This window comes from Rathayibacter tritici (assembly GCF_002932875.1).
GTDB lineage: Bacteria > Actinomycetota > Actinomycetes > Actinomycetales > Microbacteriaceae > Rathayibacter > Rathayibacter tritici.
The window spans coordinates 1-21708 of record NZ_PSWS01000066.1 but is presented as its reverse complement, the minus strand read 5'-3'; the positions used below and the strand labels follow the sequence as shown (position 1 = coordinate 21708).

Here is a 21708-nt window from a genome sequence, read left to right as displayed (position 1 = left end):
CGCCCGGCGAGCAAGCCCTAGCCGTCGGGATCGGTAGCCGCGGGTTTCATTGGTTCAACCGTTGTGGTTACCTTGGTGGGTGCCACACAAGGAGGATCTATGGACCCGTTTCTGACCGCGATGATTGCCGCAGGTGCATTCGCTGGGAAAGACCTCGTTAAGGTCGGCTCGAGGCTTGCGGAGAGGGCCTTCGGGCCTGCGGCAGATGACTTGGGCGAGCAACTTGCGTCGTGGGTCCCGTGGCGACAGGAGAACGCTGGCAGGATCGCTGGCAAGGCGAGGCGGAAGGCTGGCGCTGAAGCCGGGCCAGCGGAGGCGCGAACGGCCAAGCGAGTGCTCGAAGAGGGATCCTACGCAGATGACGAGCTTATGGCCGAGTACTTCTCGGGCGTCTTGTCGGACAGTATGAAGGTCGGTACCGATCAGGCTGTGCCTTGGGCTGCTCTGGTAGCCGATATGAGCGCAAGCCAAATTGCCCTGCACTACGTCTTGTACCGGGCTTGGGCGGCCCTGCTTCACGATAGGGACGACGTCGATCTCGGGCAGAATGCCTATCGGGATAAGCTCGAGCTCAAATGTGATCTGAACGAGATGCAGGCGTTGCTTGGCGATGAGTTTCCCTGGCACCACGCGCTAATTGGTCTTGTGCGACTCGACCTAATCGGGGCGCCCTACGCGATTGAGTCTGCGCCGGATGACGGCAGCGCCCCGTTCTTCTTGGCGATGCTTACGTTGCCTGGACTTGAGCTCTACAGCGTGGCGACCGGTAACGGTGTCGAGGTCGTTAGGAACTTCTCCTCGATCGGTGTTCGAGAAGGCACGTACGCGGGGCTGCGCGCCCTGGAGTCAGCACGCCTGCCGAACTTGCAGTGAAGGGAACTGGCGCCCGCGGATGACAGAGAGGGCGGTCTGGCTAGCCTGCTCGGCCCGCCTGATCTCGGCCTGGGCGCTGGTCGGCTGTTCGCGGTCGCGGGCGAGGGCCTGTTCGACCGTCATGCCGGCGCGCTCGGCGGCGCGGGTGTAGACGGTCTGCTCAGTGGGAGAAAGCTCGGCGATGGAGTAGCGCGGCTGAGCGGCGGTGGTGACGCTGCGGACGATTTCGTCGATGGTGGACACGGTGCTCCTAGGAGGCGAGGAGGATCGGGCCGGAGCCCTTGACCTGAGCGGCGAGCTTGCGGACGAGCGCGTTGCCGTGGAGTTCGGGCTCCACCTCGGCGCCGGAGGCGGCCTCGGTCACGCGCTGGACGTCGAATCCGTCGACGCGCTGACGGAGGGCAAGAAGCGCCAGCCGCTGTGCGTCGCCGGATTCGCCAAAGGTGTTCGCGCGCCAGGAGCGGCCAGGCTGTCCTGCCAGAACCCATGCGGCGTCTACGCGGTCGATCGTGGCCTCAAGTTCCGTCATCGCGGCGTCGGCGCGGGCGTGGTACTCCAGAGCGCGCTGAGCGGCTTCGATGCGAATGGCGTCGGTGGATCGTCCGGCATCGACGGCTCGCTCGAAGCGGATTCGAGCCCGTTCTGAGGCCTTCTCGGCCGCGTCGAGGGCCCGCTGCGAGGCCGCAGTCTGCCGTGACGTGTCTTCGATCTCGTGCGAATGGGGCTGGGTCTCGCGGAGAGCAGTTCCTTCACGGATCCGATCGCGGACTGCGACCTTCGCATCCTCAACGGCGGGAAGCGTTGCTTCGTACTCGTCGCGAAGCTCCTGGGCACCGGGGACGAGGCCGACGATCCAGTCGGCGTAGCGCTCGGCGGTGAGGGCGGGGGTGCGGATCATGGGTAGTACCTTTCATCGCCGAGAGGGCGAGGTCAGTCATCGGATGCCAGATCACTGGCGGCGAAGAGGGGGATCCATTTGTCCGACGGGATGCCGTCGGCTTGGACGCTGGGGATGTAGATGGTTCCGGCGATCTCGACCCGGCCGTCAGCGGCGCTGGTCACGCAGCGAGGGCCGCTCGAGCGCGCCGGGCAAGCGTGGCGGCGGCGGCCGGGTCGGCAGCGGCAGCGTCGAGGTAGCCGAGAGCGGTTTCGACGCGCGCACGCTCTCGCGTACGGTGCCGCCGTACACGGCACCGGCCTGAGCCGGTCTCCTGTCGGCCGGTGAGTGTGGCGCTGCATTCAGGGCATCGCATAGGGAGCCTCCGTTACTAACGCTTGAGGGCAAAAGAGGGGGAGGCAGGAAGCCCGCTCCGCTCGGACTTCCTGCCTCACTAGAGGAGAGGGCCACGCCGCCCGCGAACCTGAGAGCCGCGCCGCCGAGACCCACGTCGTTCTGCGGATCCTGGCGAGGCGGCGGGTCTGACATCCAGCGACTTGGCAGTCAGCGACGCTCCTAAGAAGCTTTGCGGCGCGATGCGAGGTCGATCACTGGAGCACCGACGGCGCTGGCTTGAAGCGTCAGCGCCGCGGCACGCTCGCCACGCTCCATGAGCGACGAGATCGCGGCGCGGAAGTCGCCGCCATGCTCCTCGAGGACTTCGTCGGCAAGGCGCGCGACGACCCGGTCGAGCACTGCGGTTGCGATATCCATTTCGGGTCCTCCTTGAAGGATGCGGTGAAACGGAGGGACGTCATCGCGGTCACTCGGTGGGCAGCGTGGTGGACGACGCACCGACCAGCGGCAGAACGCCTCGGAAGTCGACGGTCGTCGATCGGATTCCGACGTCGAGCGCGGCGGAGGCTTCGGCCTGGTCCTCGGCGGCGGCGATCAGGCTCAGCGCAATTCCCGTCTGCGTGAAGGTTCGCGCGACGGTGGTCCAGGCGAGGTCGTCGTCCGAGGCGATGTCGGCGCGCAGCGCGTCGACGGTGCCGCCGCCGTCGAAGGTCAGTGACGCCGGCTGGATGTCGCCCAGAGGTCGGGACGTCTCGATGGCGTGCCGGGTCGCGTCTTCGTCGCTCACCGCAGGGTCGTTGTCCCGGACGCGCTGCTGAACGACCAGGAGCGTCGTTCCCGCGTCGTCGCGGAAGAGCCAGTGTCCGGTGGACGGGTCGGTACCCGAGTCGACCGCCCGGAATCCGGCCGCCGTGAGCGCGGCCTGGTCCAGATTCCAGTAGGCGGTGTTGTCGGGGGAGAACGCTGCGCCCGCCTCGAAGGTGAAGGCGCTCGCCCCGGCGAGCACGCCGGCGATCTTCTTGAGCGTCTCCGGGTCGTTCAGGTCCGAGCCCGGATCACTGCTGAACTGGGCTGCTGCGGACGTGGGCGCTGCCGAGGGGGTGGGCGACGCGGACGGCGACGGGTCGACTCCCGCCGCGGTGCAGCCCGCGAGCGCCAGAGCGACGGCGACGGCGACCACGGGAACGGAGGTGGAACGGATGGACATGACTCTCCCTCGGCTTCGGTGCTGAGACGCTAACAGGTGCCTGAGCATCCGCACGGCGTCCGGCGCAGAATGCGGCAGGGCCCCCGTTCGCGTGGCAAAATCTCCGTTCGCTTCCGTCACCAAAACGGCGACCGTCCGGAATACGCCCTGCCTCGCAAAGAGCCGTTCTTCAGCAGCCGGCGCGACTACCGCAGCACGAGGCTGAGACGGTCACGAGCACGGCAGTCCCGAATCCAACCCACGCCCCGAGAACGATCGCTCCGAACCATGCAGCACCTCGTAGTGTCACCCGCCTTCGTCGGGGCGTCGTCGTCACTGCAACGGCTAATGCGATCAGGGGCGCGAGTACGGGAACTGCCCGAACGACGGCCGTACCCAGGTCGAATCCGCACGTGTCGTACTCGCCGGAGATTCCCGGGGACAACAGGACTACACCGAGAAAGAAGGCGGATCCGACCAAGAAGGCGGCAATGACTAGCGCCGCCGATGTCGCTCCCCGAACATTTTCGTACGACTTTTCGGCTCGTCGCGTGACCCACAGCCATAGAAAACAGGAAATGAGCGTCAGAGCAGCCGCGACGGCTGACTCGCCTAGAATTGCTCCGACATGCATCCCTCCGCATGGTCGCCATCCACGAATCGCATCGAGCTGCAGGAAAGTGGAAAAGAGCATCGTTGATACGGCCGCGGCAGCGTACGTTGACGAACGATCTCGCCCGGGCGATTGCTCTCGCTTCATGCTTGTTCCCCGATTCCTGCCTGTTCCCCGATTCCTGCCTGAATCCCGATTCAGCGTTCCGTCCAGCTCATTGCTGCAGTGACGGCATCTGCGAAGCCTTCGGCGACGTCGTTGAGTTCGCTGGCGAGGATTGTGGCCGAGGGACTGAATTTCGGTGCCGATGTGCCTGGATTGCGAACTTCGATGAAGTGGTCTTTCGGCCAGGCCGTCATCGGCCACGGGTCGGTGAACACGTGTTTCACGGCTGCGATGAGTACGGCGTGAGTGCCGAAACGCAACGCAAAGAACTGCTTCGCAAGCCATCCCGGGCGTCGAGTTCGAAGCCGTGCTCGCTCAGGATTGACATCTTCATGGTCCAGAACGGTTCGCCTGTGGCATGCACTGCGGCTCCATCGGTGAAAGTGGTGGGGTTAGTGCCGGTTGAGGTGTCGGCGGCTCCGTCGGTGGCTGAGGAAGCGCTCGGGTCGGGTGCTGCTGGCGCGGCAGGGAAGGAGAACGACGGCGTGACGGCAGTCTCCGCGGCGGTCTCGTCTCCCGGGCTGGCGGTCCCCGGGCTCGCGCAGCTCGCGAGGGCGAGGACGGTGGCCACGACCACAAGTGTGCGGGACAGGGGTCGGATGGTCATGGCTCTCCCTTGGTGTGGTGCTCGGACGGTGGTGCTCGGTCAGTGGTCGCTCGGGGCGGGGGTGGGGCCACCCACGAGGGGCAGCACGCCGTGGAATCCGACGGTGGTCGACCGGACCGCGAGATCGAGCGCGTCGTCTCCGCGGGGGACAGCGCGGCGCGCAGAGCGTCGATCGTTCCGCCGCCCTTCACGGCCAGGGAGACGTGCTGCACCTCCCCCTGAGGACCCGAGATATCGATCACATGCTGGCTCGCGGCCTCATCACTGACCCGCGGATCGTTGTCCTTCACGCGCTGCTGGATGATCATGATCGTCCTTCCCGCGTCGTTGCGGAAAGTCCGGTAGCCCTTCGCGGGATTCGTACTCGAGGTGTCCGCCTGGAGGCCGGCCGATGAGAGTGCTGCCGTGTCGGTGTCCCAGTTCGGCGTGTTCTCGGAGGAGAGGGCGGCGCCGGCGTCGAAGGTGAGGGCGCTGGTACCCGCGAGCGCGGCGGCGACTCCCTCGAGTGTGGCCGGGTCGTCGAGGCCCGCCCCGTCCGTTCCCGCGAAGCGCTGGCTCGCCGAATCCGTGGCCGTTGGTGCGGCCGGGAACGAGAACGAGGGGGAGGGAGTCTCCGCCGGAGTCTGGCCTCCTGCTCCGGAACGGCCCGTGAGGACGGCGGTGGCCGCGATCAGCGCGGCAATCGTGGATGACTTTAACATGATTCGCCCTCGCGTTCGATGCTGGGACGCTAGCAGGCGCGCGACGACAGGCGCCTCGTCCGGCGCGCGACGACGACCGCCGCGAGGTACCAGTGGGGTAAGCGAGACGCCGACAAAGCTGCACCCAAGAGGCATCTCACGGGGCCAGGTTCCGGGTCTGGACGTTGGCGCAGCATTGGGGAGGGGAACCGGACGGGCTTCCGGATTCGTGGAAGGCTTATGTGTTCGATCCGCTCGATGGTGCGCGCTTGTCTCCCGCCAACGAAAGGACACCTGTGCCTGAAGACGTCCTCCCCGAGATCGGTTCGATCGCGTTCGCCGTGGTGATCGCGATCGTGATTGCCGTCGTAGCGACCGCCCTCGCCGCTCTCGTCCTCCGCTCGATCGGCAGACGCAAGACCTGGGCGCGCCTGCTCATCCGCCGAATACGGGTCCCCCTGCGGGTCCTCCTGGTGACGATTGCCGTCTGGACGGCCCTGGCCGCGACGGTCTCAGGCGACGTCTGGCCGGGGCTCATTGAACGAACGTTCCAGATCGCGACCATCGGGGCGGCAGCGTGGGTGATCGGGGCGCTGTTCGTGTTCCTCGAGGATCTGGGTGCCGAGCGCTATCGGACCGATACGGCCGACAACCGGCGCGCCCGTCGCCTCCGCACGCAGATGACGATCATCCGGAGGGTCGCTGTGGCGGCCGTCGTCGTCATCGCGATCGGAGCCTCGCTGCTGACCTTCCCGGAGGCGCGGACCGCCGGCGCAAGCCTGCTGGCGTCGGCGGGCGTGCTGTCGATCGTGGCGGGCCTCGCGGCCCAGTCGAGCCTCACCAACATCTTCGCCGGGATGCAACTCGCCTTCAGTGATGCGATCCGGCTGGACGACGTGGTGATCGTCGAGAACGAATGGGGTCGGATCGAGGAGATCACGCTGACCTACGTCGTCGTCCACCTCTGGGACGACCGCCGGCTGGTGCTGCCCACGAACTACTTCACGACCCAGCCGTTCCAGAACTGGACCCGCACCGGTTCCGAGTTGCTCGGTGCGGTCGAGCTCGACCTCGATTGGCGGGTGAGCCCCGAGCAGATGCGCGACGAGCTGCACCGCCTGCTGGCGGAGACCGAGCTGTGGGACGGGCGCACCAGCGTCCTGCAGGTCACCGATGCGACGGGCGGCTTCGTGCGCATCCGGGTGTTGGTCACCGCGAAGGACGCGCCCACGCTCTTCGACCTGCGCTGCTATGTGCGGGAGCGGCTCGTTTCGTGGCTGCACGAGAGTGACCCGGTCGCCCTGCCACGCCAGCGCGTCGAGATGGAGCGGGAGCCCGCGCCGACCGCGACCCCGCGCCGACACTCCTCCTCGGCTCCCGACAATCTGTTCTCGGGCGACGAGCGCTCGAACGAGCGGGGCGCGCTCTTCACCGGTCTGATCGACCTGCGCGACACTCCGAAGCGCGACTAACTCCCGCGAGATGCCACCTATGAGAACGACACGCCGGGGATGCGCGTCATAGGTGGCATCTCGCGGGAGGGGAGCTCAGCGGTTGACGGAGCTCATGTCGGCGTACCGGTCGCCGACGGGGGCCTCGAGCGAGCCGAGGGTGTCCAGCTGCTGCGGAGTGAGCACAAGGGCGTCGGCGGCGGCGTTCTCCTCGATGCGCGAGACCCGCTTGGTGCCGGGGATCGGAGCGATGTCCTCACCCTGCGCGAGCAACCAGGCGAGCGCCACCTGGGCGGGAGTCGCGTCCGCCTCGGCCGCCACGCGGTCGACGGCCTCGACGATCCGGAGGTTCGCCTCCAGTGCTCCGTCGGCGAAGCGCGGATTGTCGCGGCGGAAGTCGTCGCTGCCCAGTTCGTCGACCGAGCGGATGCTGCCGGTGAGGAAGCCGCGGCCCAGCGGCGAGTACGGCACGAAGCCGATGCCGAGTTCGCGGAGCACCGGCAGCACCTCCGCCTCGGGGTCGCGGGTCCAGAGCGAGTACTCGGACTGCACCGCAGTGACCGGGTGCACGGCGTGCGCGCGGCGGATGGTCGCGGTCGCCGCCTCCGAGAGGCCGTAGCCGCGCAGCTTGCCCTCCTGGATCAGCTCGGCGAAGGCTCCGGCGGTCTCCTCGACGGGGACGCCGGGGTCCATGCGGTGCTGGTAGTAGAGGTCGATGCGGTCGGTGCCGAGGCGCTGCAGCGAGCCCTCGACGGCGAGCCGCAGGTTCTCGGGGGAGCCATCGAGCCCGCGGCTCCCGTCGCCGCGGTGCTGGATCATGCCGAACTTGCTCGCCAGCACGACCTGGTCGCGGCGGCCGGCCAGCGCTCGACCCAGCAGCTCCTCATTCGTATACGGGCCGTAGATCTCGGCGGTGTCCAGGAACGTGACGCCGAGCTCGAGGGCGCGGTGCACGGTACGGATCGACTCCGCGTCGTCGGTGCCGGCGCCGGTGTAGAACGCCGACATGCCCATCGCGCCGAGGCCGAGGCGCGAGACCTCGAGGGCGGCGACGTCGGATCCGAGGGTGATCGTCTTCATCTAGGTGGTGGTCCTCTCCTGATACGCCGCGATCTTGATGTCGATCGCGGCGAGGCTGGTGTGTGTCCGGGCGAGCTGCGCCTCGACCTCCTCGCGGTGCCTCCGGAGCAGCGCGAGGCGCTCCGGCTCCGTGTCGGGCCCGACCCGGAGGAGCCGGGCGTACTCGCGGATCCGCGCGATCGGCATGCCGGTCGAGCGGAGCTTGGTGAGGAAGTCGACCCAGCCGACGTCGGCCGGCCGGTAGCGGCGGTGCTGCGACGCGGCGCGCTCGACCGGGTCGAGCATCAGGCCGGCGCGCTCGTAGTAGCGCAGGGTGTGCACGGTGAGACCAGTGACGGCGGCGACCTGCGAGATCGACAGCGCCTCCGGCTCGGCCGGGGCGGCGGTGGCGGTGGCGGTGGACATGGCGTCAACCTACGACGTCGAGTGCGCTCGAGGTCAAGCGGGGCCGTTCTTTTCAGCCGAGCTCGCGGCTGAAGTTCAGGAGAGCGTCCGCGAGGTGGGCGTCCGCCTCCTCGTGGCCGATGCACGACCCGCCGACGCCTCATCCCGCTGCCGCGATCGCATCCGCCGCCTGCACGAGGGCGAGGTGCGAGAGGGCCTGCGGAGTGTTGCCCGCGTGCCGGCGGCCCTCGACGTCGTACTCCTCCGCGAGCAGGCCCACGTCGTTGCAGAGTCCGACCAGGCGGTCCATCAGCGTCCGCGCGTCGTCGATCCGGCCGGAGTCGGCGTACTGCCGCACCAGCCAGAAGGAGCAGGCGAGGAACGGGTGCTCACCGCCGGCGAGGCCGTCGACCGAGGACTCGGTGCGGTAGCGGTGCAGCAGGCCGTCCTGCAGGAGCGCGCGCTCCAGCTCGGCGACGGTGCCCAGCATCCGCGGGTCGTCGGCCGCGACGAAGCCAACCATCGGCAGGACCAGGAGTGACGCGTCGACCTCCGGAGAGCCGTAGGACTGCACGAAGTGGCCGCGTTCGGCGTCGTAGCCCTGCGCCTCGATCTCGGCGCGCACCTCCTCGCGCAGGCGCTCCCAGGTTTCGACCGGGCCCGGCAGGCCGCTCTCGCGCACGGCACGGACGCCGCGATCCAGCGCCGCCCAGATCATCACCCGCGAGTGCGTGAAGTGCCGCGGCTCGCCCCGGATCTCCCAGATGCCGTTGTCCGGACGCTGCCAGTTGGTCTCGACGAAGCCCAGCAGGGCGCGCTGGAGCGGCCAGGAGAATTCGGTCTCGTCCACTCCAGCCATGCGCGCCTCGTGCAGAGCGACCATCACTTCGCCGATCACGTCGGCCTGGTACTGGTCGACGGCGGCGTTGCCGATCCGCACCGGGGACGCGCCGTCGTAGCCGGGCAGGCTCGGCATCTCGCGCTCGGGCAGGTTTCGTTCACCCGCGAGGCCGTACATGATCTGCACGTCCTCCGGCGAGCCGGCCACCGCCCGCAGCAGCCAGGCCCGCCACTTCTGCGCCTCCCGCTCGAACCCGTGCGCGAGCAGCGCCTGCAGGGTGAGCGAGGCGTCGCGGAGCCAGACGTAGCGGTAATCCCAGTTGCGGCCGCCGCCGAACTGCTCGGGGAGCGAGGTGGTCGCGGCGGCGACGATACCGCCGGTCTCATCGTCGGTGAGAGCCCGGAGGGTCAGCAGCGAGCGGACGACGGCGTCGCGGTGCGGGCCGTCGTAGCTGATCGCCGACGCCCATTCGGACCACCAGGCAAGAGTCCGCTCGAGCGCGCGGTCCACGTCGAGGCGCTTCGGCGCGCGCTGGTGCGAGGGGAACCAGGCCATCGAGAGGTCGATGACCGCGTCGGATGCGACCTCGAACTCGGCACTGTGGGCGTGATCGACGGCCTTCAGGCGGACCCCGCGCACGACGACCGCGTCGGGGCCGGCGACGGCGACGAGCAGCGGGTCCTCGTCGGTCCCCTCCTGCCGCATCCACGGCATGGTGCGGGCATAGTCGAAGCGGATCCGCAGCTCCTGCCGCATCCGGACCGTTCCCGAGACTCCGCGTACCCGGCGCACCAGTTCGGCGCGCTCGTCGCGCAGCGGCATCACGTCGACCACCTCGACCACCCCGGTCGGAGTCGTCCAGCGGGTGACCAGCGCCAGAGTGTCGCCGAGGTAGTGGCGCTCGCTCGTCGCCCGGCCGTCCACGGGCCGCAGCGACCAGCGACCCTGGTCGTCACCACCGAGGAGGGCGCCGAAGACGGAGGCGGAGTCGAAGCGGGGCAGACACAGCCAGTCGATCCCCCCGTCGCAGGAGACGAGAGCGGCCGTGCGGCAGTCGGAGAGGACGGCGTAGTCCTCAATGGGGGAGACCATGCGGTGATCCTCTCAGGTTCCCCTGTCCTCTCCCAGTCAAGGCGGAGCGGAGCTCTTCGGCGCCGCCGTAGGGTGAGCCGCATGGTACAGACTGTCTCGACCCTGCTCATCCTCGGAGCGACGGGAGACCTGTCCTCGCGGCTGCTCCTGCCCGCCGTCGGCCAGCTTCTGGCCCGCGAGAGCGACCGGCGCGTGCATCTCGTCGGTGCCGGGCGCGAGGACTGGACCCAGGAGCACTGGCGCGAGGTGCTGACCAGCTCCTTCGCCACCGTCGAGGCGACCGGCGCGGGAGTGGACGCGCTTCGCTCCGGCACGCGCTACCAGCAGGTCGACGTGACGGATCCGGAGGCGCTCGCCGCGCTGCTCGCGAGCTGCGAGGGGCCCGTCGCGGTCTACTTCGCGCTGCCGCCGGCAATCGCGGCGAAGGCCTGTGAGGCGCTCGCCGCCCACGACCTGCCCGAGGGCACCGTGCTGGTGCTCGAGAAGCCGTTCGGCACCGACCAGCCCAGCGCCCACGCACTGAACGAGCGCCTCGCCGCGCTCGTCCCCGAGGACCGCATCCACCGCGTCGACCACTTCCTCGGCCGCGCGACGGTGATGAACGTGCTCGGACTACGCTTCGCGAACCGGATCCTGGAGCCGCTGTGGTCGGCCGAGCACATCGCGAGCGTCGAGATCGTCTACGACGAGCAGCTGGCCCTGGAGGGACGGGCGAGCTACTACGACACAGCGGGCGCGCTGACCGACATGATCCAGAGTCATCTGCTGCAGGTGCTCGCGGTGATCGCGATGGAGCCGCCGTCGACGCTCGACGCGGCCGACCTGCGCGATGCGAAGTCGATCGTCCTGCGCGCCACACGCCTGCACGGCGATGACCCCGCGTCGAGCTCGCGTCGCGCCCGGTACACGGCGGGGACGATCGATGGGCGGGAGCTGCCGTCCTACGCGGACGAGAAGGGTGTCGATCCGGCGCGCACGACCGAGACGCTGGCCGAGCTCGTCGTCGAGATCGACACCTGGCGCTGGGCGGGCGTGCCGTTCACGCTCCGCTCCGGGAAGGCGCTCGGGGAGCGGCGACGCGAGGTGGTCATCCGCTTCAAGCCGGTGCCGCATCTGCCCCGCGGCTTCCACGGCGCGGAGGAGCCGTCGGTGCTGCGGCTGTTCCTCGCGCCCGACAAGATGGCGCTCGAACTCAGCATCAATGGCCCCGGAGATCCGTACACCCTCGAGCGCGCCTCGCTGGAGGCCGTCTTCGGCGCGGGCGAGCTGCTGGCGTACGGCGAGGTCATCTCGGGGATTCTCGACGACGATCCGTCGCTCTCGGTGCGCGGCGACGCGGCGGAGGAGTGCTGGCGGATCGTGCAGCCGGCGATCGACGCCTGGCACGCCGACGCGGTGCCGCTCGACGAGTACCCGGCCGGCAGCGACGGGCCCGAGGGGTGGCCGACGGTGTGACACGGGATCGCGGGTCGGCGGACACTGCCGACCCCTCGATCGCGGGAAAAGGGTCAGGGGCGGGTCGCGACGGGGGTGTCGGCCGCGAGGTCGGCGGCGGACGGCTCGGCCCAGACGGCGATCGGCTGCGGATCCCAGGTGAGCGCGGCCGGCTCGACCGGAGGTGTGGCGGCGCGCATCGCCGGGATCGCCGCAGTGAGCGGGGATGAGGTCCGCTCGGCGCCGGCGCGCAGCTGCTCCTCCTGGATTGCGGCAGAGAGCTCGTGGGCGAGCGATCGCGCGAGCATGCCGTGGAAAATCGGGTCGCGGTCGTCGTGGCTGCGACGCGTGACGACCCAGGAGCCCTCGGAGCCGACGAACGCGGCGAGGCGCTCGTGCACCACGGCGAAGAGCTCGTCCTGACTGAGTACGGGGGCCACCGCGACGACCTCGGGGGCCGGCTGGCGGCGCCTCAGACGAAACCTCATGACGAACCCCGTTTCCCGTGCAAGCAGCGACTGCGACCAGTGTCGCCGTGAGCACGCTTGACGAGCGGCTGACACGCCGCCCCGCGGGGAGGCGACGTGCCAGGAGGGGGCCTAGCGGTCGCGCTTCTTGCCGCGCTCCTCCTTGACGATCTCCTTCGAGTCGTAGGAGACGGAGCCGAGGGCGACGGTGACCGAGATGACCCAGCTGACCCACTGCAGGGCCAGACGCCAGTCCCGCGGCCCCTTGCGCGTGGTCTGCAGGATCGACCACCCGCCGACGATCGCGCTGATGACGCTGGAGTTGAAGATGAATTTGCGCATGCGTGTGCCTCCCGTGTTCCACTCCGACGCTAGCGGGTGCGGAACCTCTCAGAGGAACGCTTGACAGTACGGAGGGGTTCTCCCGCTACGGTGGACCGCCGCCGGGACCTGAGTCCTCGTGCCGGGGCTCGCCGAAGAGAACGGGAACGACATGCGCACGGCTGTGATCGGAGCAGTGCTGCTCGTCGTCGGAGCGGCGGCCGTTATCGCCGGGGTCCTCCCGATAGACGCGCTGGGAGAGCTGGTCGAGCGGACGGCGCCGATCCTGGGCTTCGTTGTCGCGGTGACGGTGGTCGCCGAACTCGCCTCCGAGGCGGGGGTGTTCACGGTGGTCGCCGAGCTCTCTGCCGTATGGGGGCGCGGGCGCACCGCGGTGCTGTGGCTGCTGGTCGTAGCGATGGCACTGGTGAGCACGGTCTTCCTCTCGCTCGACACGACCGCGGTGCTCCTGACTCCGGTCGTGGTGCTGCTCGCGGCGCACGTGCGGGTCTCACCGCTGCCGTTCGCGATGGCCACGGTCTGGCTGGCGAACTGCGCCTCTCTCCTCCTGCCCGTATCGAACCTCACCAACCTGCTCGCCCAGCGGCGCCTGGGGGTCGAGGGCCCCTTCGCCTTCGCCGCGCTGACCGCTGTGCCCGCGCTCGTCGCGGCCGCTGTGCCCGTGCTGATCCTCGCGGTGCGCTACCGGCGCGAACTCGCCGGGCGCTACACGCCGGGGGAGCGGACGCCGGTCGCGGACCGGGTGCTGCTCGTCGGCGCAGGGACCGTGGTGGCTCTGCTCCTGCCCGCGCTCGTCTCGGGTCTGGAGGTGTGGATCCCGGCGACCGTCGCCGCGCTGGCGCTGATCGTGCTCTTCGCGATGCGTCGACCCTCTGCGCTGAAGGCTTCGCTCCTACCCTGGCAGCTCGTCGTCTTCGCGGCGGGCCTCTTCGTGGCGATGGAGGCGGCGCACCAGCTCGGGTTGGGCGCGGCGCTCGCCGTGGTCGCGGGCGAGGGGAGCGGGACGCTCGACCTGCTGCGCCTGGCCGGCTCAGGAGCGGTCGCTTCGAACCTGGTCGACAACCTGCCCGCGTACCTTGCCCTCGAGCCGGTCGCCGCGGATCCGCTGCGGCTGGTCGCCCTGCTGATCGGCGTGAACGCCGGACCGCTGATCACACCGTGGGCCTCGCTCGCGACCCTGCTCTGGCATCAGCGGCTGACCGCGCTGGGCGTGCACATCTCGTGGCGCCAGTACGCGCTGCTGGGCCTGGTCGCGGTCGTCCCGACGGTCGGCGGAGCGACGCTCGCGCTCGCCCTCGTGCAGGGCTGATTCCGGCCCCCGTCGGGGGCGGGCTGGTAGCCTCGACGGGCACGACGACGGCTCGACCGACGATTGGGACCACCATTCCTCCGCACTCCGCTTCCTCTTCCTCCTCCGCTGACGGGATCGATGCCGAGGCCTCGGGAGGGACCGAGCGCAACTCGTTCGTGGTCGTTTCGAACCGCCTCCCGGTGGACCGCGTCGTGGCCGAGGACGGCACCGCCTCCTGGAAGACCTCGCCCGGCGGGCTCGTCACGGCGCTCGAACCGGTGATGCGAGCGAACGAGGGCGCGTGGGTCGGCTGGCCCGGTGTCGCCGACGAGGAGGTCGCTCCGTTCGTCGACAACGGCGTGCAGATCGTGCCCGTCGCCCTCAGCGCTCAGGAGCTCGAGGACTACTACGAGGGCTTCTCCAACGACACGCTGTGGCCGCTCTACCACGACGTGATCGCGCCGCCCACCTATCACCGTGAGTGGTGGGACGCCTACGTTCGGGTCAACCAGCGCTTCGCCGAGGCAGCCGCGGCCGTGACGGAGCACAACGGAGTCGTCTGGGTGCAGGACTACCAACTCCAGCTCGTCCCGAAGATGCTCCGGGAGCTGCGCCCCGACATCACGATCGGCTTCTTCAACCACATCCCGTTCCCGCCCTACGGGATCTTCGCGCAGCTTCCGTGGCGCCGGCAGATCGTCGAGGGCCTGCTCGGCGCTGACGTGATCGGCTTCCAGCGCCAGGGCGACGCGGGCAGCTTCCTGCGCGCGGTCCGGCGCCTGCTCGGCTACGACACCCGCAGCACGGTCGTCGAGGTCCCGGTCGAGGAGGACGCCGTCGGCGGTACCCGCCGAGTGAACCGCTCCCGGCGCGGGGCGAGCGTGCGCCCGGTCGTTGCCCGGCACTTCCCGATCTCGATCGACTCGGCCTCCTTCGAGGCGATGGCGCGGACCCCCGGGATCCAGGCGCGGGCCGCCGAGATCCGCGCCGAGCTGGGGAACCCCGCGACGATCATGCTCGGCGTCGATCGCCTCGACTACACCAAGGGGATCGGCCACCGCCTGAAGGCGTTCGGCGAGCTGCTCGCCGACGGCCGCCTCACCTCCGAGGACGCGGTGCTGGTGCAGGTCGCGAGCCCGAGCCGCGAGCGCGTGGACACCTACCGCCAGCTGCGCGATGACATCGAGTTGCAGGTCGGCCGGATCAACGGCGACTACAGCACGCTCGGGCATCCCGCAATCAGCTACCTGCACCACGGTTACCCGCGCGAGGAGATGGTGGCGCTCTATTTGGCCGCCGACGTGATGCTCGTCACGGCCCTGCGCGACGGGATGAATCTCGTCGCGAAGGAGTACGTCGCCTCCCGCTTCGACAACGACGGTGTGCTGGTGCTGAGCGAGTTCGCCGGAGCGGCGGACGAGCTCAAGCAGGCCGTGCAGGTGAACCCGCACGACATCTCGGGCCTCAAGGATGCGATGGAGGCGTCGGCGCGGATGCCGCGCGTCGAGCGCATGCGGCGCATGCGGGCGCTCCGGCGGCGCGTGCTCGAGAACGACGTGACGCGGTGGTCGGAGTCGTTTCTCGCGGCGCTTGCCGAGCACGCCGCCGGTCAGCAGCTCGCCGTGCGGCCCGCCGCTCGCGGCCCGGAGGCCCCACACGGTCAGGAGGCGGAGCATCGCGACGACGCGGCGCACGGCGAGGCGTCCGAGCTCGAGCGTGAGGCGGCCGACGACCGCGAGTTCGACGGCGGTGCACGGTGAGCGAGGGAGTGCCCGAGCGGCTCTCCGCCGCGTTGCGCGGGCTCGCAGCGACCGAGCGGCTCCTGGTCGCCCTCGACTTCGACGGCACCCTCGCGCCCGAGGTCGACGACCCCGCCCGGGCCCGGGCTCTCCCGGAGGCGCGCGAGGCCGTGTTGCGGCTGCTCGCCCTGCCCGCCACCCGGGTCGCCCTGGTCTCGGGCCGGGCGCTCGGGAGTCTGGAGGAGGTCTCGCAGCTGCCGGACGAGGCGCTGCTAGTGGGCTCGCACGGCATCGAGATCCGCCTGGACCCGGAGGAGGACGCGGTCCGCCTCGACGACGACGAGCGCGAGAAGGTCGGCGTGCTCGAGGACGTGCTGAAGGGCATTGCCCGCGGGATCGACAACGTCTGGATCGAGGACAAGCCCGCCGGTTTCGCCCTGCACACCCGCCTCGCGACCGAGCGCCACAGCCGCGTCGCCCACGTCGTCGCCCTCTCCGAGGCGCGCGCCGAGGTGCGGGGAGTCACGGTGCGCGAGGGCAAGAACGTCCTGGAGTTCTCGGTCCGCTCCACCACCAAGGGCGAGGCCGTGCAGCACCTGCGCCGCTACACCGGCGCGACCGCCGTGCTCTACGCCGGCGACGACGTGACGGACGAGGACGCCTTCGCCGTCCTCGGCCCCGGCGACGTCGGTATCAAGAGCGGCGAGGGCACCACCGCCGCCGCCTACCGGGTCCGCGGCCCCGAGCAGATAGCTCACGCCCTGCGCCTGCTCGCCGACCTGCGCTCGACGTAACCCGGACCTCCCCGGCCCGACCGGATGTCCAGGGGGACGGAGCGCGAGGCGGTAGCCTCGTCGCATGCCGGAAATCGATTGGAAGCCTCGCTCGCGCACCGTCACGGACGGCATCGAGGCCACGACGTCGCGCGGGATGCTGCGGGCGGTCGGGATGGGCGATGACGACTGGGAGAAGCCCCAGATCGGCATCGCGTCCTCCTGGAACGAGATCACCCCCTGCAACCTCTCGCTCGAGCGTCTCGCGCGCTCCGCGAAGGAGGGCGTGCACTCCGGCGGCGGCTACCCGCTCCAGTTCGGCACCATCTCGGTCTCGGACGGCATCTCGATGGGCCACGAGGGCATGCACTTCTCGCTCGTGTCCCGCGAGGTCATCGCCGACTCCGTCGAGACCGTGATGATGGCCGAGCGTCTCGACGGGACCGTCATGCTCGCCGGCTGCGACAAGTCGCTGCCCGGCATGCTCATGGCCGCGGCCCGCCTCGACCTGGCCGCCGTTTTCGTCTACGCCGGCTCGATCGCGCCGGGCTGGGTCAAGCTCTCGGACGGCACCGAGAAGGACATCACGATCATCGATTCGTTCGAGGCGGTTGGTGGCGTCAAGGCCGGCATCATGTCGGCGGAGGACGCCAAGCGGATCGAGTGCGCGTTCGCCCCGGGTGAGGGCTCGTGCGGCGGGATGTACACCGCCAACACGATGGCCAGCGTCGCCGAGGCGCTCGGGATGAGCCTCCCCGGCTCCGCCTCGCCCGCCGCGGCCGACCGCCGCCGCGACTACTTCGCTCGCAAGTCCGGCGAGGCGGTCGTCGAACTGCTGCGTGCCGGCACCACGGCGCGCGACATCCTCACCAAGGAGGCGTTCGAGAATGCGATCGCCGTGGCGATGGCGTTCGGCGGCTCGACCAACGTCATCCTGCACCTGCTCGCGATCGCCAACGAGGCCGAGGTCGACCTCACGATCGACGACTTCAACCGCATCGGCGACACGATCCCGCACATCGGCGACCTCAAGCCCTTCGGCACGTACGTGATGAACGACGTCGACCGCCACGGCGGCGTCCCCGCCGTGATGAAGGCGCTGCTGGACGCGGGGCTCCTGCACGGCGACTGCCTCACCGTCACCGGGAAGACCGTCGCCGAGAACCTCGCCGAGATGGACATCGCGCCGTTGGACGGCGAGGTCATCCGCACCCTCGACAATCCGATCCACGCGACCGGCGGCCTGACCATCCTCAAGGGCTCGCTCGCGCCGGAGGGAGCGGTCGTCAAGACCGCGGGCTTCGACGCCTCCGTCTTCGAGGGCCCGGCCCGCGTGTTCGAGCGCGAGCGCGGCGCGATGGACGCGTTGACCGAGGGCCGGATCGAGAAGGGCGACGTGGTGGTCATCCGCTACGAGGGTCCCAAGGGCGGCCCCGGTATGCGCGAGATGCTCGCCATCACCGCCGCCATCAAGGGGGCCGGGCTCGGAAAAGATGTACTACTGTTGACGGACGGGCGATTTTCAGGCGGCACAACCGGCCTGTGCATCGGCCATATAGCTCCCGAATCGGTGGACGCAGGTCCGATCGCATTCGTTCGTGACGGAGACCCGATTCGGGTCGACATCGCCGCTCGCTCGATCGACCTACTCGTCGACGAGTCCGAGCTCGCCGCCCGCCGAGAAGGCTGGGCCCCCCTTCCCCCGCGCTACACCCGCGGTGTTCTCGCCAAGTACGCCAAGCTCGTCCGCTCGGCAGCCGAGGGCGCCGTCACCGGGTGACCCGGCCCGCTCCGGCCGGCCCCGCATCCGCGTCTCCCGGGCACTCGCCTCCGGCCCCTGCTCGCCGCCGCACCACCTCGTGAAGGAACAGACACCCGCATGACTCCGGATCCGTCCGCCGTGCAGCCCGCACCGACGCCCCAGCCGCCCCGTCCCGCTCCTGCCCCGGGGGCCGCGCCCGCGGCCGAGGTCCTTACCGGAGCGCAGGCGGTCGTCCGCTCGCTCGAGATGCTCGGGATCGAGGACGTCTTCGGCTTGCCCGGCGGCGCGATCCTCCCGGTCTACGACCCGCTGATGGACTCCTCGAAGGTCCGGCACATCCTGGTCCGCCACGAGCAGGGCGCTGGCCACGCCGCCGAGGGCTACGCCTCGGCGACCGGCAAGCTCGGCGTCTGCATCGCGACCTCCGGCCCCGGAGCGACGAACCTCGTCACCGCGATCGCGGACGCCTATATGGACTCGGTTCCGATGCTCGCGATCACCGGTCAGGTGTTCTCGACGCTGATGGGCACCGACGCGTTCCAGGAGGCGGACATCGTCGGCATCACCATGCCGATCACCAAGCACTCGATCCTGGTCACGCGCCCCGAGGACATTCCCTCGGCCCTCGCCTCCGCCGCGCTGATCGCGACCACCGGCCGACCCGGACCGGTGCTGGTCGATATCACGAAGGACGCGCAGCAGGAGCAGGCGCCCTTCCTCTGGCCGCCGAAGATCGACCTGCCCGGCTACCGGCCGGTCACCAAGGCTCACGGCAAGCAGATCCAGGCCGCCGCGCACCTGCTGACGGAGGCGAAGAAGCCGGTGCTGTACGTGGGTGGCGGCATCATCCGCGCCCGCGCGGCTGCCGAGCTGAAGGCGTTCGCCGAGGCGTGCGGGGCCCCCGTGGTGACCACGCTGATGGCGCGCGGGGCGTTCCCCGACTCGCACGAGCAGCACCTCGGCATGCCGGGGATGCACGGCACCGTTCCCGCGGTGCTCGCACTGCAGGAGGCCGACCTGATCCTCGCGCTGGGCTCGCGCTTCGACGACCGGGTGACCGGGAAGGCCGCGCTCTTCGCGCCCCACGCCAAGGTCGTGCACGTCGACATCGATCCGGCAGAGATCTCGAAGATCCGGGTTGCCGACGTGCCGATCGTGGGCGACCTCAAGGACGTCCTCCCGGATCTCACCGAGGCGTTTGCCAAGGCCTCCGCCGAGGGACGTGCCGACACCGCAGAGTGGTGGAGCTACCTCACGGGCCTGCAGGCCGAGTTCCCGCTCGGCTATACCGAGCCCGAGGACGGCCTGCTCTCTCCGCAGTATGTGATCAAGCGCATCGGTGAGATCACCGGCCCCGAGGGCGTGTTCGCCTCCGGAGTCGGCCAGCACCAGATGTGGGCGGCGCAGTTCATCCAGTACGAGCGGCCCAACTCGTGGCTGAACTCCGGCGGGGCCGGCACGATGGGCTACTCCGTGCCCGCGGCGATGGGCGCGAAGGTCGGCGAGCCCGATCGCACCGTGTGGGCGATCGACGGCGACGGCTGCTTCCAGATGACCAATCAGGAGCTGGCCACCTGCACGATCAACGAGATCCCGATCAAGGTCGCGGTGATCAACAACTCCTCGCTCGGCATGGTGCGCCAGTGGCAGACCCTGTTCTACGAGGGCCGCTACTCCAACACCGACCTCAACACGGGCCACGACACCGTCCGGGTGCCGGACTTCGTGAAGCTCGCCGAGGCGTACGGCGCCCTCGGTATCCGGGTCACCAAGCCGGAGGAGATCGACGACGCCATCCGCCTCGCCATCGCCACCAACGACCGGCCCGTGGTGATCGACTTCGTCGTCAGCCGCGACTCGATGGTCTGGCCGATGGTCCCGCAGGGCGTGTCGAACAGCTACGTCCAGTACGCCAAAGACCACAGCCCGACCTGGGACGACGAGGAGTAGATCCGCATGACGCACCACGTTCTCTCCCTGCTCGTCGAGGACAAGCCGGGACTTCTCACCCGTGTCGCCGGACTCTTCGCCCGCCGAGGCTTCAACATCGAGTCGCTGGCGGTCGGGCCGACCGAACTGGACGGACTCTCGCGCATCACGGTCGCCGTCGATGTGGAGGACCTGCCGCTCGAGCAGGTCACGAAGCAGCTCAACAAGCTGATCAACGTGATTAAAATCGTCGAGCTCGACACCGACCAGTCGGTCCAGCGCGAGCACCTGCTCGTCAAGGTTCGTGTCGACAACGTCACCCGCTCGCAGGTGCTCGAGGCCGTGACGCTCTTCCGCGCCCGCGTGGTCGACGTCGCGACGGACGCCCTGGTGATCGAGGTCACCGGCGACACGGGCAAGACCAACGCGTTCCTGAGGGTGATCGAGCCCTACGGCATCAAGGAGATCGCGCAATCGGGCCTGCTCGCCATCGGGCGCGGCTCGAAGTCGATCACCGAACGCGTCTTCAAGAACTGACTGCGAACTCTTCCCACTACAGAACGCGAACACTCCACTACAGAAAAGGACTCACCACGTGACCGAGCTCATCTACGACGCCGACGCCGACCTCTCCATCATCCAGTCCAAGAAGGTCGCGATCGTCGGCTACGGCTCGCAGGGCCACGCGCACGCGCAGAACCTCCGCGACTCCGGCGTGCAGGTCGTCGTCGCGCTGAAGGAGGAGTCGAAGTCCAGGGCCAAGGCCGAGGACGACGGCTTCGAGGTCAAGAGTGTCGCCGACGCCGCCGAGTGGGCCGACCTGATCATGATCCTGGCGCCGGACCAGCACCAGCGCGCGATCTACAGCGAGCAGATCGCCTCCAGGCTGACGGAGGGCAAGACGCTGGCGTTCGCGCACGGTTTCAACATCCGCTTCGGCTACATCGAAGCGCCCGCCGGAGTGGACGTCATCCTGATCGCGCCGAAGGCCCCGGGCCACACCGTGCGCCGCGAGTTCGTCGCCGGTCGCGGCATTCCGGACATCATCGCTGTCGAGAACGACGCGTCCGGCACCGCCTGGGAGACTGCGAAGTCCTACGCGAAGGCCATCGGCGGCACCCGCGCCGGCGTCATCACGACGACCTTCACTGAGGAGACCGAGACCGACCTGTTCGGCGAGCAGGCCGTGCTCTGCGGCGGCACCTCGCAGCTCGTCCAGTACGGATTCGAGACCCTCGTCGAGGCGGGCTACCAGCCCGAGATCGCCTACTTCGAGGTGCTGCACGAGCTCAAGCTGATCGTCGACCTGATGTGGGAGGGCGGCATCGCCAAACAGCGCTGGAGTGTCTCGGACACCGCTGAGTACGGCGATTACGTCTCGGGCCCGCGCGTCATCGATCCGCGCGTGAAAGAGAACATGAAGGCGGTCCTCGGCGACATCCAGAGCGGTGCCTTCGCCAAGCGCTTCATCGCCGACCAGGACGCCGGCGCGCCCGAGTTCCAGGAGCTGCGTGCCCGCGGCGAGAAGCACCCGATCGAGGAGACCGGCCGCGAGCTGCGCAAGCTCTTCGCCTGGAAGCAGACCGACGAGGACTACACGGACGGCAGCGTCGCGCGCTAGCCACTCGCTAGCCACTCCGCCGCGATCGAGGGAACCTCGGTCCGTCGAGGGAACCCGCACTTGCGGGATCCCTCGACGGACCGGGGTTCCCTCGATCGCGGCGGAGTGGCTAGCGAGTGGCTAGCGCGCGACGCTGCCGTCCGT

The 21708-nt window shown here is 69.4% G+C and carries 23 protein-coding genes; 10 read left to right on the top strand and 13 right to left on the bottom strand.

Features of this window, described 5'->3' with window-relative positions; all coding sequences use genetic code 11:
• Positions 1-99: 99 nt before the first annotated feature.
• Entirely contained in the window at positions 100-873 is a 774-nt protein-coding gene (locus tag C5D07_RS13280) for a hypothetical protein (protein WP_104259535.1), read from the top strand.
• Here the strand turns inward: C5D07_RS13280 and C5D07_RS13275 are convergent.
• The 8 genes from C5D07_RS13275 to C5D07_RS13255 all read right to left on the bottom strand — a co-directional run bounded on the left by C5D07_RS13275 (position 847) and on the right by C5D07_RS13255 (position 5379).
• Positions 847-1116 (bottom strand): hypothetical protein, encoded by a 270-nt coding sequence (locus tag C5D07_RS13275; RefSeq protein WP_104259534.1) that lies wholly within the window; start codon positions 1114-1116, stop codon positions 847-849. The two genes, C5D07_RS13280 and C5D07_RS13275, sit on opposite strands and share 27 nt — an antisense overlap.
• Positions 1117-1123: 7 nt before the next feature.
• Complete coding sequence (locus C5D07_RS13270; protein WP_104259533.1) at positions 1124-1771, bottom strand: hypothetical protein; 648 nt, start codon at positions 1769-1771, stop codon at positions 1124-1126.
• Between the two features lie 32 nt (positions 1772-1803).
• On the bottom strand, positions 1804-1935 hold the full coding sequence (locus tag C5D07_RS16270; RefSeq protein ID WP_258061955.1) for a hypothetical protein: 132 nt from the start codon (positions 1933-1935) through the stop codon (positions 1804-1806).
• A 391-nt stretch (positions 1936-2326) separates the two neighbouring features.
• On the bottom strand, positions 2327-2524 hold the full coding sequence (locus C5D07_RS13265; protein ID WP_104259532.1) for a hypothetical protein: 198 nt from the start codon (positions 2522-2524) through the stop codon (positions 2327-2329).
• Between the two features lie 49 nt (positions 2525-2573).
• On the bottom strand, positions 2574-3314 hold the full coding sequence (locus tag C5D07_RS13260) for a hypothetical protein (protein WP_104259531.1): 741 nt from the start codon (positions 3312-3314) through the stop codon (positions 2574-2576).
• Positions 3315-4103: 789 nt separating this feature from the next.
• Complete coding sequence (locus C5D07_RS15475; RefSeq protein ID WP_146076700.1) at positions 4104-4295, bottom strand: hypothetical protein; 192 nt, start codon at positions 4293-4295, stop codon at positions 4104-4106.
• Complete coding sequence (locus C5D07_RS15470) at positions 4292-4642, bottom strand: hypothetical protein (protein WP_146076701.1); 351 nt, start codon at positions 4640-4642, stop codon at positions 4292-4294. Before C5D07_RS15470 ends, C5D07_RS15475 begins: the two co-directional genes overlap by 4 nt.
• Positions 4643-4674: 32 nt before the next feature.
• The gene (locus C5D07_RS13255; RefSeq protein ID WP_104259530.1) at positions 4675-5379 is read right to left on the bottom strand and encodes a hypothetical protein; all 705 of its coding nucleotides are present in this window, start codon (positions 5377-5379) and stop codon (positions 4675-4677) included.
• Positions 5380-5654: 275 nt separating this feature from the next.
• On the opposite strand from C5D07_RS13255, the gene C5D07_RS13250 reads away from it, so the two are divergent.
• Positions 5655-6830: a mechanosensitive ion channel family protein gene (locus C5D07_RS13250; RefSeq protein ID WP_181026376.1), complete on the top strand. Its 1176-nt coding sequence runs from the start codon at positions 5655-5657 to the stop codon at positions 6828-6830.
• 75 nt (positions 6831-6905) lie between these two features.
• Here the strand turns inward: C5D07_RS13250 and C5D07_RS13245 are convergent, their stop codons facing one another.
• The 3 genes from C5D07_RS13245 to C5D07_RS13235 form a co-directional block, all read right to left on the bottom strand.
• The gene (locus C5D07_RS13245; protein ID WP_104259529.1) at positions 6906-7889 is read right to left on the bottom strand and encodes an aldo/keto reductase; all 984 of its coding nucleotides are present in this window, start codon (positions 7887-7889) and stop codon (positions 6906-6908) included.
• Entirely contained in the window at positions 7890-8294 is a 405-nt protein-coding gene (locus C5D07_RS13240) for a MerR family transcriptional regulator (protein ID WP_104259528.1), read from the bottom strand.
• A gap of 139 nt (positions 8295-8433) precedes the next feature.
• Entirely contained in the window at positions 8434-10206 is a 1773-nt protein-coding gene (locus C5D07_RS13235) for a glycoside hydrolase family 15 protein (RefSeq protein ID WP_068252157.1), read from the bottom strand.
• A gap of 81 nt (positions 10207-10287) precedes the next feature.
• Here C5D07_RS13235 and C5D07_RS13230 point away from each other — a divergent pair, with 81 nt between their 5' ends.
• On the top strand, positions 10288-11661 hold the full coding sequence (locus tag C5D07_RS13230) for a glucose-6-phosphate dehydrogenase (protein WP_181026375.1): 1374 nt from the start codon (positions 10288-10290) through the stop codon (positions 11659-11661).
• 53 nt (positions 11662-11714) lie between these two features.
• Here C5D07_RS13230 and C5D07_RS13225 read toward each other — a convergent pair whose 3' ends face one another.
• On the bottom strand, positions 11715-12128 hold the full coding sequence (locus C5D07_RS13225; protein ID WP_146076702.1) for a hypothetical protein: 414 nt from the start codon (positions 12126-12128) through the stop codon (positions 11715-11717).
• Positions 12129-12239: 111 nt separating this feature from the next.
• Positions 12240-12449, bottom strand: coding sequence for a hypothetical protein (locus C5D07_RS13220; protein WP_068252165.1), 210 nt, complete (start codon positions 12447-12449; stop codon positions 12240-12242).
• 151 nt (positions 12450-12600) lie between these two features.
• On the opposite strand from C5D07_RS13220, the gene C5D07_RS13215 reads away from it, so the two are divergent.
• From C5D07_RS13215 to ilvC, 7 genes are all read left to right on the top strand, one after another.
• A complete protein-coding gene (locus C5D07_RS13215; protein ID WP_104259554.1) occupies positions 12601-13758 on the top strand; it encodes an ArsB/NhaD family transporter in 1158 nt (385 codons plus the stop codon).
• A gap of 116 nt (positions 13759-13874) precedes the next feature.
• The gene (locus C5D07_RS13210; protein ID WP_170063553.1) at positions 13875-15500 is read left to right on the top strand and encodes an alpha,alpha-trehalose-phosphate synthase (UDP-forming); all 1626 of its coding nucleotides are present in this window, start codon (positions 13875-13877) and stop codon (positions 15498-15500) included.
• Complete coding sequence (gene otsB, locus C5D07_RS13205) at positions 15497-16273, top strand: trehalose-phosphatase (protein ID WP_068252168.1); 777 nt, start codon at positions 15497-15499, stop codon at positions 16271-16273. The genes C5D07_RS13210 and otsB overlap by 4 nt, the downstream gene beginning before the upstream one ends.
• Positions 16274-16337: 64 nt before the next feature.
• The gene (gene ilvD / locus C5D07_RS13200) at positions 16338-18032 is read left to right on the top strand and encodes a dihydroxy-acid dehydratase (RefSeq protein WP_068252171.1); all 1695 of its coding nucleotides are present in this window, start codon (positions 16338-16340) and stop codon (positions 18030-18032) included.
• Positions 18033-18131: 99 nt separating this feature from the next.
• Positions 18132-19964, top strand: coding sequence for an acetolactate synthase large subunit (locus C5D07_RS13195; protein ID WP_068252173.1), 1833 nt, complete (start codon positions 18132-18134; stop codon positions 19962-19964).
• 6 nt (positions 19965-19970) lie between these two features.
• Positions 19971-20480 (top strand): acetolactate synthase small subunit, encoded by a 510-nt coding sequence (ilvN, locus tag C5D07_RS13190; protein ID WP_097166525.1) that lies wholly within the window; start codon positions 19971-19973, stop codon positions 20478-20480.
• A 58-nt stretch (positions 20481-20538) separates the two neighbouring features.
• Complete coding sequence (gene ilvC / locus C5D07_RS13185; RefSeq protein WP_068252178.1) at positions 20539-21564, top strand: ketol-acid reductoisomerase; 1026 nt, start codon at positions 20539-20541, stop codon at positions 21562-21564.
• The last annotated feature ends 144 nt before the right edge of the window (positions 21565-21708 follow it).

Excerpts from the sequence above, each read along its gene's own strand:
- C5D07_RS13280 (WP_104259535.1), top strand. The coding sequence starts at position 100 with ATGGACCCGTTTCTGACCGCGATGATTGCCGCAGGTGCATTCGCTGGG.
- C5D07_RS13270 (WP_104259533.1), bottom strand. The coding sequence starts at position 1,771 with ATGATCCGCACCCCCGCCCTCACCGCCGAGCGCTACGCCGACTGGATC.
- C5D07_RS13265 (WP_104259532.1), bottom strand. The coding sequence starts at position 2,524 with ATGGATATCGCAACCGCAGTGCTCGACCGGGTCGTCGCGCGCCTTGCC.
- C5D07_RS13260 (WP_104259531.1), bottom strand. The coding sequence starts at position 3,314 with ATGTCCATCCGTTCCACCTCCGTTCCCGTGGTCGCCGTCGCCGTCGCT.
- C5D07_RS13255 (WP_104259530.1), bottom strand. The coding sequence starts at position 5,379 with ATGTTAAAGTCATCCACGATTGCCGCGCTGATCGCGGCCACCGCCGTC.
- C5D07_RS13245 (WP_104259529.1), bottom strand. The coding sequence starts at position 7,889 with ATGAAGACGATCACCCTCGGATCCGACGTCGCCGCCCTCGAGGTCTCG.
- C5D07_RS13240 (WP_104259528.1), bottom strand. The coding sequence starts at position 8,294 with ATGTCCACCGCCACCGCCACCGCCGCCCCGGCCGAGCCGGAGGCGCTG.
- C5D07_RS13235 (WP_068252157.1), bottom strand. The coding sequence starts at position 10,206 with ATGGTCTCCCCCATTGAGGACTACGCCGTCCTCTCCGACTGCCGCACG.
- C5D07_RS13230 (WP_181026375.1), top strand. The coding sequence starts at position 10,288 with ATGGTACAGACTGTCTCGACCCTGCTCATCCTCGGAGCGACGGGAGAC.
- C5D07_RS13225 (WP_146076702.1), bottom strand. The coding sequence starts at position 12,128 with ATGAGGTTTCGTCTGAGGCGCCGCCAGCCGGCCCCCGAGGTCGTCGCG.
- C5D07_RS13220 (WP_068252165.1), bottom strand. The coding sequence starts at position 12,449 with ATGCGCAAATTCATCTTCAACTCCAGCGTCATCAGCGCGATCGTCGGC.
- C5D07_RS13215 (WP_104259554.1), top strand. The coding sequence starts at position 12,601 with ATGCGCACGGCTGTGATCGGAGCAGTGCTGCTCGTCGTCGGAGCGGCG.
- ilvD (WP_068252171.1), top strand. The coding sequence starts at position 16,338 with ATGCCGGAAATCGATTGGAAGCCTCGCTCGCGCACCGTCACGGACGGC.
- C5D07_RS13195 (WP_068252173.1), top strand. The coding sequence starts at position 18,132 with ATGACTCCGGATCCGTCCGCCGTGCAGCCCGCACCGACGCCCCAGCCG.
- ilvN (WP_097166525.1), top strand. The coding sequence starts at position 19,971 with ATGACGCACCACGTTCTCTCCCTGCTCGTCGAGGACAAGCCGGGACTT.